Annotated in this window: 12 protein-coding genes; 4 read left to right on the top strand and 8 right to left on the bottom strand. The window is 72.7% G+C overall.

Annotated features, from left to right (window positions below; all coding sequences use genetic code 11):
- Positions 1–28 precede the first annotated feature (28 nt).
- From zwf to pgl, 3 genes are all read left to right on the top strand, one after another.
- Positions 29–1,543: a glucose-6-phosphate dehydrogenase gene (gene zwf / locus ACFYPD_RS32115; RefSeq protein WP_387121892.1), complete on the top strand. Its 1,515-nt coding sequence runs from the start codon at positions 29–31 to the stop codon at positions 1,541–1,543.
- Positions 1,540–2,556 (top strand): glucose-6-phosphate dehydrogenase assembly protein OpcA, encoded by a 1,017-nt coding sequence (locus tag ACFYPD_RS32110; protein WP_387121889.1) that lies wholly within the window; start codon positions 1,540–1,542, stop codon positions 2,554–2,556. The genes zwf and ACFYPD_RS32110 overlap by 4 nt, the downstream gene beginning before the upstream one ends.
- Before the next feature lie 78 nt (positions 2,557–2,634).
- Entirely contained in the window at positions 2,635–3,405 is a 771-nt protein-coding gene (gene pgl / locus ACFYPD_RS32105) for a 6-phosphogluconolactonase (RefSeq protein ID WP_387121886.1), read from the top strand.
- A 50-nt stretch (positions 3,406–3,455) separates the two neighbouring features.
- Here the strand turns inward: pgl and ACFYPD_RS32100 are convergent, their stop codons facing one another.
- The 8 genes from ACFYPD_RS32100 to rapZ form a co-directional block, all read right to left on the bottom strand.
- Positions 3,456–3,800 (bottom strand): RNA polymerase-binding protein RbpA, encoded by a 345-nt coding sequence (locus ACFYPD_RS32100; RefSeq protein WP_387121884.1) that lies wholly within the window; start codon positions 3,798–3,800, stop codon positions 3,456–3,458.
- A gap of 128 nt (positions 3,801–3,928) precedes the next feature.
- Positions 3,929–4,189, bottom strand: a complete 261-nt coding sequence (gene secG, locus ACFYPD_RS32095; RefSeq protein ID WP_151461972.1) for a preprotein translocase subunit SecG — start codon at positions 4,187–4,189, stop codon at positions 3,929–3,931.
- Positions 4,190–4,284: 95 nt separating this feature from the next.
- Positions 4,285–5,076 carry a triose-phosphate isomerase gene (gene tpiA, locus ACFYPD_RS32090; RefSeq protein WP_387121881.1) on the bottom strand — a complete coding sequence of 264 codons (792 nt, stop codon included), beginning with the start codon at positions 5,074–5,076 and terminating at the stop codon, positions 4,285–4,287.
- Positions 5,077–6,276: a phosphoglycerate kinase gene (locus ACFYPD_RS32085; protein WP_387121878.1), complete on the bottom strand. Its 1,200-nt coding sequence runs from the start codon at positions 6,274–6,276 to the stop codon at positions 5,077–5,079.
- The gene (gene gap, locus ACFYPD_RS32080) at positions 6,273–7,277 is read right to left on the bottom strand and encodes a type I glyceraldehyde-3-phosphate dehydrogenase (protein ID WP_154227719.1); all 1,005 of its coding nucleotides are present in this window, start codon (positions 7,275–7,277) and stop codon (positions 6,273–6,275) included. The genes ACFYPD_RS32085 and gap overlap by 4 nt, the downstream gene beginning before the upstream one ends.
- Positions 7,278–7,540: 263 nt before the next feature.
- Positions 7,541–8,521, bottom strand: coding sequence for a DNA-binding protein WhiA (gene whiA / locus ACFYPD_RS32075; RefSeq protein ID WP_387121875.1), 981 nt, complete (start codon positions 8,519–8,521; stop codon positions 7,541–7,543).
- A 56-nt stretch (positions 8,522–8,577) separates the two neighbouring features.
- Entirely contained in the window at positions 8,578–9,561 is a 984-nt protein-coding gene (yvcK, locus tag ACFYPD_RS32070; RefSeq protein ID WP_387121872.1) for a uridine diphosphate-N-acetylglucosamine-binding protein YvcK, read from the bottom strand.
- Positions 9,558–10,496 carry an RNase adapter RapZ gene (gene rapZ / locus ACFYPD_RS32065; RefSeq protein WP_387121869.1) on the bottom strand — a complete coding sequence of 313 codons (939 nt, stop codon included), beginning with the start codon at positions 10,494–10,496 and terminating at the stop codon, positions 9,558–9,560. The genes yvcK and rapZ overlap by 4 nt, the downstream gene beginning before the upstream one ends.
- Positions 10,497–10,711: 215 nt before the next feature.
- Between rapZ and recQ the strand changes: the two genes are divergently transcribed.
- On the top strand, positions 10,712–12,553 hold the full coding sequence (recQ, locus tag ACFYPD_RS32060) for a DNA helicase RecQ (protein ID WP_387121866.1): 1,842 nt from the start codon (positions 10,712–10,714) through the stop codon (positions 12,551–12,553).
- Positions 12,554–12,634: the final 81 nt, after the last annotated feature.

Here is a 12,634-nt window from a genome sequence, read left to right as displayed (position 1 = left end):
TGTGACATCGGCGGAGCGAGGAGGCGGCATGAACCCGCTGCGCGATCCTCAGGACCGCCGGCTGCCACGGATCCCGGAGCCGTGCGCTCTGGTGATCTTCGGGGTGACCGGCGACCTGGCCAAGAAGAAGCTCCTGCCGGCGGTCTACGACCTGGCGAACCGGGGGCTGCTGCCGCCCGGTTTCGTGGTCCTGGGCTTCGCCCGGCGCGACTGGGGCGACGGCGACTTCGAGGGGCTGGCCCACGACGCGGCCAAGAAGCACGCTCGCACCCCGTGGCGGGAGGAGGTCTGGGCCCGGCTCGCCGGCAACATCAAGTTCGTCGGCGGCTCGTTCGACGACGACGCCGCCTTCGACCACCTCGCCGCCACCCTCGACGAGCTGCGCGACACCCACGGCATCCCGGGCAACGCCGCCTTCTACTTCTCCATCCCCCCGGCGGCCTTCCCGGTGGTGCTCAAGCAGCTCGCCCGCACCGGCATGGCGGACAACGCCAAGTCCGGCGGCTGGCGCCGCGTGGTGGTGGAGAAGCCGTTCGGCAACGACCTGCCCTCGGCGAAGTCGCTCAACGACCTGGTCGACGACGTCTTCACCCGGCAGGACGTGTTCCGGATCGACCACTACCTGGGCAAGGAGACGGTCCAGAACATCCTGGCCCTGCGCTTCGCCAACAACCTGTTCGAGCCGCTGTGGAACTCCAAGTACGTCGACTCGGTGCAGATCACCATGGCCGAGGACGTCGGCATCGGCACCCGGGCCGCCTTCTACGACTCCGTCGGCACCGCCCGGGACGTGCTCCAGAACCACCTGCTCCAGCTGCTCGCCCTGGTGGCGATGGAGGAGCCGACGAGCTTCGACGCCGACGAGATCCGGACCGAGAAGCTCAAGGTGCTCAAGGCCATCACGGTGCCGAAGGACGTCTCCCGGGACACCGTCCGCGGCCAGTACCTGCCCGGCTGGGTGGGCGGCGAACGCGCCGTCGGCTACCTCGACGAGGAGGGCGTCCCGGCGGACTCCACCACCGAGACGTACGTGGCCGTGAAGCTGGGCATCCAGAACCGGCGCTGGGCGGGGGTGCCGTTCTACATCCGGGCCGGCAAGCGGCTGCCCCGGCGGGTCACCGAGGTGGCCATCGTGTTCAAGACGGCGCCGCACCTGCCGTTCAACCCCGCCGACATGGAGTCGCTCGGCCCCAACCAGCTCGTCATCCGGGTGCAGCCCGACGAGGGCGTGGTGCTGAAGTTCGGCTCCAAGGTGCCGGGCACGACCATGGAGGTCCGCGACATCGCGATGGACTTCCAGTACGGCGAGGCGTTCACCGAGTCCAGCCCCGAGGCGTACGAGCGGCTGGTGCTGGACGTGCTCATCGGTGACCGGACGCTGTTCCCGGACGCCGCCGAGGTGGAGCAGAGCTGGCAGGCGGTGGACCCGCTGGAGCACGCCTGGGCGGGCACCAAGCCGGAGCCGTACCGGGCCGGCGAGTGGGGCCCCCGGGCCGCCGACGAGATGCTGGCCCGCGAGGGTCGGTCCTGGAGGAGAGCATGATCGGGCTGTGGGACACCACCGGGAACGAGGTGGTCAAGGCCCTCGCCGCCGAGCGGCGCAGCGCCGGCGGGGTGGCCAGCGGCATGGCGCTCACGCTGATCGTGGTGGTCGACGAGAAGCGCGTGCGGGAGGCGGAGGCGGCGGCGACCATCGCGGCCGCCGCCCACCCGTGCCGGCTGCTCGTGGTGGTCCGCTCGGACGTCGAGCGGGACCGCAACCGGCTGGACGCGGAGATCGTCGTCGGCGGCCGGCTCGGCCCGTGCGAGGCGGTGGTGACCCGGATGTACGGCCGGCTCGCGCTGCACGCCGAGTCGGTGGTGATGCCGCTGCTGGTGCCGGACGTGCCGGTGGTGACGTGGTGGCACGGCGAGCCGCCGGAGGAGATCGCGACCGACTTCCTCGGTGTGGTGGCCGACCGGCGGATCACCGACGCGGCGCAGGCCGCCGACCCGATCGTCGCGCTGCGGCAGCGGGCCGCGGATTACGCACCGGGCGACACCGACCTGGCGTGGACCCGGATCACCCCGTGGCGCACCCTCGTGGCCGGGGCGTTCGACACCACCCAGGCCCGGGTCACCGAGGCGACCGTGGTGGCGCCGCGCACCGACCCGACGGCCGCGCTCATGCGGGGCTGGCTGACCGCCCGGCTCGGCATCGACCCGGTCTGGGAGCACACCGACAAGTTCCCCCGGATGCGCGAGGTGCAGCTGCGCTGCGCCAACGGCGACGAGCTGATGCTGAGCCGCGACGAGAACGTGGCCATCTTCCGGCGTACCGGCCAGGAGGACCGGACGCTGCCGCTGGTCCGCCGCCCGCTCGGCGACGAACTGGCCGAGGAGCTGCGCCGGCTCGACGCCGACCAGGTCTACGCGGAGGCGCTCGGTGCGACCGCCGGGCTGACCGCGCTCGACCAGCGGGTCGCCCAGCGGGTGCACGTGTGGAAGGATCCGGCGACCGCCCAGCGGGCCGAGGCCGGGCTCACCGCGCACGCCGGCGCGACCGCCAATGAGTGAGCGGAACGCAGGGGCCGCTCGGCGGTCGGACAGCACAGGTGACCGCCGTGGAGCGGTCGGAGGACGAAGGCACGATGGATGAGTGAGGCGAGTGTCGCCGTACACGCCGACCCCGACCTGCTGGGGCAGGCGGTGGCGGCCCGGTTGGTGGTGAAGCTGCTCGACGCGCAGGCCGAGCGCGGCCAGGCGTCGGTGGTGCTGACCGGCGGGCGGATCGCTGCGGCGGTGTACCGGGCGGTGGCGCAGCTGCCGGCCCGGGACGCCGTCGACTGGTCCCGGGTCGACGTCTGGTGGGGCGACGAGCGGTTCCTGCCGGCCGGCGACCCGGACCGCAACGAGACCCAGGCCCGGGCGGCGCTGCTGGACGTGGTCCCGCTGGACCCGGCCCGCATCCACCCGATGCCGGCGTCGGACGGGCCGGCCGGCAACGACCCGGAGGCGGCCGCCGCCGGGTACGCGCAGGAGCTGGCCCGGGCCGCCCGGCCGGGGACCGCCGCCCTTCCCCACTTCGACGTGCTGATGCTCGGCGTCGGCGAGGACGGGCACGTCGCCTCGGTGTTCCCGGAGCACCCGGTGCACCACGACAACCGCCCGGTCAGTGCGGTACGCGGCAGCCCCAAGCCGCCGCCGGTGCGGACCACGCTGACCCTCCCGACGATCAACACGGCCGAGGAGGTCTGGCTCGTGGCCGCCGGGGCGGACAAGGCCCGGGCGGTCGGGATGGCCCTGGCCGGGGCCGGGCCGGTGCAGTTGCCGGCGGCCGGGGTGCACGGGGTGTCCCGGACCCTCTGGCTGCTGGACCGGGCCGCGGCGGCCGACGTGCCGCCCCGGCTGCGCAGCCTGCGCTGAATCGTGAGGAAGGGCCCCCGGTTAACGCCGGGGCCCCTTCCTGACCACGGTCAGGCCCCGCCGCGCCGCCGGCGCAGCGTCTCCAGGGCCTCGGCCAGCAGCGCCTCACCCTGCTCCGGGGTGCGCCGCTCCTGCACGTACGCCAGGTGGGTCTTGTAGGGCTCGGCCCGGGCCGGGCCGGGCGGGTTGCCCGGGTCGGGGCCGGCCGGCTCGCCGCAGCGCGGGCAGTCCCAGGTCTCCGGGGCCTCCGCCTCGGCGGCGATGAGGAACTGGACGCGGTGGGCGTTGGCGCACCAGTAGGTGACCGGCCGGCGGGGCGCCGGCTCGATGCGCTGCTCGAACCGCTCGGGCGCGGATCCGATCCGGGTGCCGCGGATGACGTTGCCACTGGACACGGCTGCTCGCTCCTGTCGTCGGAGGGGACCGCCGCTTGCGGGGATGGGCGGCGGGCGACGCGCGGAGAAACAATCTGCGCGCGGTCCGTCACGGACCGCGCGCAGATTGTACGACTCGAAGCGCCCGCTCAGGCGCCGCTGCCCGTCTGGAGCCGGAGCCAGAGCCCGATCCCGACGATGCACGCGAACCAGATGATCCCGACCAGAACGGTGTAGCGGTCGAGGTTCTTCTCGGCCACGGAGGAACCGGCCAGGCTGGAGCTGACGCCGCCGCCGAACATGCTCGACAACCCGCCGCCCTTACCGCGGTGCAGGAGGATCAGCAGGGTGAGCAGGATGCTCGTGATGACCAGCAACACGATCATCGTGTAGGCGAACCAGATCGGCATGGCGGGGGTCAATCCTCTCGTTGCGATCACTGCCCGGTCCTGACGGGCACAGCGGCACCGACCGGTGGGCGGGCAGCGTCAAGGATAGCGAGCGTTCAGCGGGCGATGTGCTCCGGGAACCGGCAGATCTGCGCGAATTCCTCGGCGTCCAGGCTGGCGCCCCCGACCAGGGCCCCGTCCACGTCCGGCTGGGCCATGGTCGCCGCCACGTTCGACGACTTCACCGACCCGCCGTACAGGATCCGGACCTGGTCCGCCGTGTCCTGGCCGAAGGTCTCCACCAGGCGCTTGCGCACCTCCCCGCAGACCTCCTGGGCGTCCTCCGGGGTCGCCGTCTTGCCGGTGCCGATCGCCCAGACCGGCTCGTACGCCACGACGACCTTGGTGACCTGCTCCGGGGTGAGCCCCTTCAGCGCGCCGTCCAGCTGGTCGCAGCAGAACGGCACGTGCCTGAGCTGCTCGCGGATCTCCAGCCCCTCGCCGATGCAGAGGATCGGGGTGAGCCCGTTCCCCAGCGCGGCGGCCACCTTGGCGTTGACCAGGGCGTCGTCCTCGTGGTGGTACTGCCGCCGCTCGGAGTGGCCGACCACCACGTAGGTGCAACCCAGCTTGGCGAGCATCGAACCGGAGATATCCCCGGTGTACGCGCCGGACTGGAACGGCGACAGGTCCTGCGCGCCGTAGCCGATCAGCAGCTTGTCGCCGTCCACCGCCGTCTGCACCGTGCGCAGGTCGGTGAAGGGCGGCAGGACCACCGTCTCGACCTCGGTGAGCTGCTTCTCGTTGAGGCTCGCGGCCAGCTTCTGCACCAGCAGGTTGGCCTCGAGGTGGTTCAAGTTCATCTTCCAGTTGCCGGCCATCAGCGGCCGGCGGGGGGTGCTCGCCATTCAGTTCTCCAGGGCCGCGATGCCGGGGAGGGTCTTGCCCTCGAGGTATTCCAGGGAGGCGCCGCCGCCGGTGGAGATGTGCCCGAACGAGGACTCGTCCAGGCCGAGCGCCCGCACCGCCGCGGCCGAGTCGCCGCCGCCGACCACGCTGAACGCGTCGGTCTTGGTGATCGCCTCGGCGACGCCCCGGGTGCCGTTGGCGAACGCGGCCATCTCGAACACGCCCATCGGGCCGTTCCAGAAGATCGTCTTCGCCTGGGACAGCGCGGCGGCGAAGCCGGCCACCGTCTCCGGGCCGATGTCCAGCCCGAGCCGGTGGCTCGGGATGCCGTCGGCGGGCACGGTGTCGTGGGTGGCGTCGGGCGCGAACGCGTCCGCGGCCACCACGTCGACCGGGAGCATGATCTTGCCCCCGGAGCGCTCCAGCAGGTTGCGGCAGGTCTCGACCATCTCCTCCTCCAGCAGCGAGGAGCCCACCTCGTGGCCCTGCGCCTTGAGGAAGGTGAAGCACATGCCGCCGCCGATGAGCAGCCGGTCGACCGTCGGCAGCAGCGCCTCGATCACGGCCAGCTTGTCGGAGACCTTGGAACCGCCCAGCACCACCACGTACGGCCGCTCCGGGTCGCCGGTGAGCTTGCTGAGCACCTCCACCTCGCGCAGCACGAGGCGGCCGGCGACGTGCGGCAGCCGGGCCGGCACGTCGTAGACGCTGGCGTGCTTGCGGTGCACCGCGCCGAAGGCATCGTCGACGTACGCGTCACCGAAGGCGGCGAGCTGGTCGGCGAAGGCGCCCCGCTCGGCGTCGTCCTTGCTGGTCTCACCCTTGTTGAAGCGCAGGTTCTCCAGCAGGGCGACCTGGCCGTCGGCCAGGCCCTCCACGATGGAACGGGCGGAGTCGCCGACGGTGTCCTTGGCGAAGTGCACCGGCGCGCCGAGCAGCTCGCCGAGCCGCCCGGCGACCGGGCGGAGGCTGAACTGGGGGTCCGGCGCGCCCTTCGGGCGGCCCAGGTGCGAGCAGACGACCACCTTGGCGCCGGCCTGGACCAGCGCGCTCAGGGTCGGCAGCACGGCCCGGATCCGGCCGTCGTCGGTGATCTCACCGCTCTGCTTGTCGAGCGGGACGTTCAGGTCGGCGCGCACCAGCACGCGCCGACCCGACATCCCCTCGCCGAGCAGGTCGTCGAGGTTGCGGATGCTCACAGCGACGAACCCACCAGCTTGACCAGGTCGACCAGGCGGTTCGAGTAGCCCCACTCGTTGTCGTACCAGCCGACGACCTTGACCTGGTTGCCGATCACCTTGGTCAGCGGCGCGTCGAAGATGCAGGACGCCGGGTCGGTGACGATGTCCGAGGAGACGATCGCGTCCTCGTTGTAGATCAGGATGCCCTTGAGCGGGCCGTCCGCGGCGGCCTTGAGCGCCGCGTTGACCTCGTCCACCGTGGTCTCCCGGCCGACCGTGACGGTCAGGTCGGTGACCGAGCCGGTCGGGATCGGCACGCGCAGCGCGTAGCCGTCCAGCTTGCCCTTGAGGTCCGGCAGGACCAGGCCGATCGCCTTCGCGGCGCCGGTCGAGGTCGGCACGATGTTGAGCGCGGCGGCCCGGGCGCGGCGCAGGTCCTTGTGCGGCGCGTCCTGCAGGTTCTGGTCCTGCGTGTAGGCGTGGATGGTGGTCATCAGACCCTGCTGGATGCCGAACGTGTCGTGCAGCACCTTGGCCATCGGGGCGAGGCAGTTGGTGGTGCAGGAGGCGTTCGAGATGATCGTGTGCTTGGCCGGGTCGTACTGGTCCTGGTTGACGCCCATGACCACGGTGACGTCCTCGTTCTTCGCCGGGGCGGAGATGATGACCTTCTTGGCCCCGCCGTCGACGTGCGCCTTCGCCTTGGTGGCGTCGGTGAAGAAACCGGTGGACTCGATGACGACGTCGGCGCCGACCTCGCCCCACGGCAGCTTGGCCGGGTCCTTCTCGGCGTACGCCTTGATGGTCTTGCCACCCACGGTGATCTCGTCGGCGGTGGCCTTCACCTCGTGCGGGAGGCGACCCAGGATGCTGTCGTACTTGACAAGGTGGGCGAGCGTCGCGTTGTCGGTCAGGTCGTTGACCGCCACGACCTCGATGTCAGCGCCGGACGCCAGCACTGCCCGAAAGAAGTTGCGGCCGATCCGGCCGAAGCCGTTGATGCCAACCCGGATGGTCACAGGTCCCATCTCCTCGCGTTCTGGTCCGCCGGCGTCGAACCCCGGCCGGCGGAGATTGTTCGCCGACCGGTGGAGCCGGCCGTTGACGGTTCATCTCGGCCACCCCGCCGCGGTCCCAGGAGACCAGACCGCCCGAGGCGGTGAGCACGGCGAGGGGTGCCTTTGCCGGCCCCCTTGCCGTACGCAGCGACCTTATCCGAGCGCGCGCCGCCGCGCTGCGGCGGGTGGTGATCCCCTCGCAGCCCGACGCCTCACCGGTCCTATCAGACCACGAGCATGTCGGGCGTGACGGCCGCTTCGGTATCCGGGATGCCCAGGTCGCGTGCCCGCTTGTCGGCGAGCGCGAGCAGCCGGCGGATCCGGCCGGCGATGGCGTCCTTGGTCAGCGGCGGCTCGGCCAGCGCGCCGAGTTCCTCCAGGGAGGCCTGCCGGTGCTCCAACCGCAGCCGGCCGGCCGAGGTCAGGTGGTTGGGGGCGTCGTCGGCGAGGATCTCCAGCGCGCGGGTGACCCGGGCGGCGGCGGCCACCGCGGCGCGGGCCGAGCGGCGCAGGTTGGCGTCGTCGAAGTTGGCCAGTCGGTTGGCGGTCGCCCGCACCTCGCGGCGCACCCGCCGCTCCTCCCAGGCCAGCACACTGGAGTGGGCGCCGATCCGGGTGAGCAGCGCGGCGATCGCGTCGCCGTCCTTGACCACCACCCGGTCCACGCCGCGCACCTCGCGGTTCTTGGCGCTGATGCCGATCCGACGGGCCGCGCCGACCAGGGCGAGCGCGGACTCCGGGCCGGGGCAGGTGATCTCCAGTGCGCTGGACCGGCCCGGTTCGGTGAGCGAGCCGTGCGCCATGAACGCGCCCCGCCAGGCGGAGACCGCGCAGCACACGTTGGCGGCCACCACGTGCGGGGGCAGGCCACGCACCGGCCGGCCGCGGACGTCCAGCAGGCCGGTCTGCCGGGCGAGGGCCTCGCCGTCCTTCACCACCCGCACGATGAAGTGGCTGCCCTTGCGCAGGCCGCCCGAGGCGAGCACGTGGATCTCGCTCGAATAGCCGTAGACCTCGGCGATCTCCCGGCGGAGCCGCCGGGCCACCGCGCCGGTGTCCAGCTCCGCCTCGACCACGACGCGACCCGACACGATGTGCAGCCCGCCGGCGAACCGGAGCAGGGCCGCCATCTCCGCCCGCCGGCAGCAGGGCTTGGGCACATCGACCCGACTCAGCTCGTCCTTGACCGCAGCCGTCATCGCCATGTTGCGCGCCCCCTCACGGACCGGTTCCGGCGTGTCGCCGGTGATTACGTACGTGTCTAACGATCGGCGCCCAGGACAGGCACCAACGCGGCGCCCAGGGCGGCCGGATCATGACGGGGCGTGCCGTCGGTGACGGCGACGGGAACGAGGACCAGCCGGGCACCCAGCGATTCTGCCGCACGTTCGACCGCCGCGGGATCACCCACCGCCGTGGAGTCGGCCAGCACCATGTCCACCTTCAACTCGGGCAGATAGCGCCGGAGGGTGTCCAGATGGTCAGGCAGGGAGAGGCCGAGCGTCTCCTTCTCCGCCACCAGGTTGAGGGTCACCAGCCGACGCGCCGGGCTGGAGACGATCGCGTCGGCCAGACCCGGCACCAGCAGATGCGGCAGCACGCTGGTGTACCAGCTGCCCGGCCCGAAGATCAGCCAGTCGGCGGCACGCACCGCGGTCACCGCCTCCGCGCAGGCGGCCGGCGCGGCCGGGGTGAGCCGCAGCGACTCGACCGTGCCGGAGGTGACCGCCACCTGGTGCTGGCCGCGCACCGTGCGGACCTCGTCGGGGCGGTCCGGGTCGGCGCCGCGTACCCGGGCCTCGATGCCGACCGGCTGCCGGGACATCGGCAGCACCCGGCCGACCGCGCCGAGCATCGCCCCCGCGTGGTCAAGCGCGACCACCGGGTCGCCGAGCAGCTCGGTCAGCCCGTGCAGCAGCAGGTTGCCGACCGCGTGGCCGGCGAGCGGATCGGCCGCTCCCCCGCCCCCTCCGCCGGAGACGGCGGCGAAGCGGTGCTGGAAGAGCGCGGCGCTGCGCCGGGTGGCCGGATGGTCGCCGGACAGGGCGACGAGCGCCTGCCGCAGGTCGCCCGGGGGCAGGCCGCCGCGCTCCGCGCGCAGCCGCCCGCTGGAGCCACCGTCGTCGCCGACCGTGACCACCGCGGTGATGTCCAGGTCCAGTCCGGGTACGCAGTGCCGCAGCGCCCGCAGCGACGCCGACAGCCCGTGTCCGCCGCCGAAGGCGACCACCCTGGTCGGGGTCATTCCCGCCCCAGGTCCCGGTGCTGGGGGTTGGCGGCGATGCCGGAGCGGCGCAGCCGGGCGGCCAGCTCCTCGGCGATCGCCACGCTACGGTGCTTGCCACCGGTGCAGCCGACGGCCACGGTCAGGTAGCGCTTGCCCTCCCGCTCGAAACCGGCGGTGGTGGCGTTGACCAGGTCCGCGTACCCGGCCACGAAGGCGTCCGCACCCTCCTGGCCCAGCACGTACGCGCTCACCGCCTCCTCGCGCCCGGTGTGCTCGCGCAGCTCCGGCACCCAGTAGGGGTTCGGCAGGAACCGGGCGTCCATCACGAAGTCGGCGTCCGGCGGCAGGCCGTACTTGAAGCCGAAGGAGAGCACGGTGATCCGCAGCCGGCGGGAGTCCTCCCCGCCGAACAGCTCCTCGACCCGGCGGCGGAGCTGGTTCACGTTCAGGTGGCTGGTGTCGATGATCACGTCGGCCTGGTCCCGGGCCTCCTCCAGCAGCGCCCGCTCGACGGCGATCCCGTCGGCCAGCCGCCCGTCACCCTGCAGCGGGTGCGAGCGGCGGACGCTCTCGAAGCGGCGGATCAGCACCTCGTCGTCGGCGTCGACGAAGACCACCCGGGGCTGGAAGCCGCGCTCGCGCAGCTCCCGGATCGCCCCGGCCAGGTCGGTGGAGAAGGCCCGCGAGCGGACGTCCAGCACCATCGCCGTACGCCGGGCCGCGCCGCCGGCCTTGAAGGCCAGCTCGGCCATGTCGAGCATCAACGCCTGGGGCAGGTTGTCCACCACGTAGTAGCCGACGTTCTCCAACGCCCGGGCCACCGTGCTGCGGCCACCGCCGGACAGGCCGGTCACCACCACCAGGGTGGTGTCCGCCTCGGCCGGCGCCGGCCGCCCGAGCGCTGTCTCCGCGTTGGTCGGCACCAGGTCTCCCCCCGTCCGCGCCTCGCTCACCCGTACCCCCAGCCGTGGCGCCGCGGCCGGTCGGCCGCGCATGGTCAGTCAGCGACTCTAACCGCTGCGACCCCGCCCGGGATTCCACGGGGTGATGACCGGAACGAGCGCTTGTCCGTTTTGTCGAGGTCCGGCTACCGCTCGGTCGAGGTCCGGTTGCCGCCACACGCCGTTCGGGGCGGGGCGCTGTCGGCGGCCGCTCGTAGACTGCGCGGATGGTCTCCCCCACCGATCAGCGGACCGAGGACGCGCTGCGGGTGCTGCGCCGGGTGTTCGGCTACGACGCCTTCCGCGGCTTCCAGCACGAGGTCGTCGAGCACGTGGTGGCCGGCGGCGACGCGCTGGTGCTGATGCCGACCGGGGGCGGCAAGTCGCTCTGCTACCAGATCCCGGCGCTGGTCCGCGACGGCGTGGCGGTGGTCGTCTCGCCGCTGATCGCGCTCATGCAGGACCAGGTCGACGCGCTCACCACCGTCGGCGTCCGGGCCGGGTTCCTCAACTCGACCCAGGATCTCGCCGAGCGGCGGCGGGTCGAGGCGGCGTTCCTCGCTGGCGAGCTCGACCTGCTCTACCTCGCCCCGGAGGCGCTGGCGACGCGCGCCACCGTCGCCCTGCTGGAGCGCGGACGGATCGCGCTCTTCGCGATCGACGAGGCGCACTGCGTCTCGCAGTGGGGGCACGACTTCCGCCCCGACTACCTCAACCTGTCGATGCTGCACGAGCGCTGGCCCGGCGTGCCGCGGATCGCGCTGACCGCGACCGCCACCCAGGCCACCCGCACGGAGATCGCCACGCGGCTCAAGCTCACCGACGCCCGGCACTTCGTGGCCAGCTTCGACCGGCCCAACATCCAGTACCGGATCGTGCCCAAGCGGGAGCCGCGCAAGCAGCTGCTCGCCCTGCTGCGCGACGAGCACCCCGGCGACGCCGGCATCGTCTACTGCCTGTCCCGCGCCTCGGTGGAGAAGACCGCCGAGTTCCTCGTCGCCAACGGCATCGCGGCGCTGCCCTACCACGCCGGGCTCGACGCGGCGACCCGGGCGTCCAACCAGCAGCGCTTCCTGCGCGAGGACGGCCTCGTCATGGTCGCCACCATCGCCTTCGGCATGGGCATCGACAAGCCCGACGTCCGCTTCGTCGCCCACCTCGACCTGCCCAAGTCGGTGGAGGGCTACTACCAGGAGACCGGGCGCGCCGGGCGGGACGGGCTGCCGTCGACGGCCTGGCTGGCGTACGGGCTCCAGGACGTGGTGCAGCAGCGCAAGATGATCGAGACGTCGGAGGGCGACCTGGCCCACCGGCGCAACCTCGCCACCCACCTCGACGCCATGCTCGCGCTCTGCGAGACGGTCCGCTGCCGCCGTGCGCAACTCCTCGAATACTTCGGGGAGGGCGGCACGGCCAACTGCGGCAACTGCGACACCTGCCTGGAGCCGCCGGAGTCCTGGGACGGCACGGTCGCCGCGCAGAAGCTGCTCTCCACCGTCTACCGGCTCGACCGGGAACGCAACCAGCGGTTCGGCGCCGGGCACTGCGTGGACATCCTGCTCGGCAAGCGCACCGACAAGGTCGACCAGCACGGCCACGACTCGCTGAGCACCTTCGGCATCGGCACCGACCTGCGCGAGGCCGAGTGGCGGGGCGTGGTGCGGCAACTGCTCGCCGAGGGCCTGCTCGCCGTCGAGGGCGACTACGGCACGCTGACCCTCACCGAGGCGAGCGCCGAGGTGCTGGGCCGCCGGCGGACGGTCACCATGCGGCGGGAGCTGGAGCGGCCGGCGGCCGGCCGGTCCGCCAAGCCCCGGGGCGCGGCCACCGTGGTGGCCGACCTCGCCCCGGCCGCCGTCCCGGTGTTCGAGCGGCTCCGCGCCTGGCGGGCGGCGACCGCCAAGGAACAGGGCGTCCCGGCGTACGTGATCTTCCACGACGCCACGCTGCGGCAGATCGCCACCGAGGCGCCGACCTCGCTGGCCGAGCTGTCCCGGATCAGCGGCGTCGGCGACAACAAGCTGGCCAAGTACGGCGAGGGGATCCTCGCCGTACTCACCGAGTCCTGAGACACGGTCCGGAGACACGACGAAGGGCCGGCCCCTTGTGGGGGCCGGCCCTTCGTGCTCGCTCCTGTCAGCGGATGGCCG

It is taken from the genome of Micromonospora sp. NPDC005299 (assembly GCF_042872345.1).
Taxonomy (GTDB): Bacteria; Actinomycetota; Actinomycetes; order Mycobacteriales; family Micromonosporaceae; genus Micromonospora.
The sequence above is the reverse complement of the archived record's forward strand: the minus strand, read 5'-3'. Positions and strand labels throughout refer to the sequence as shown.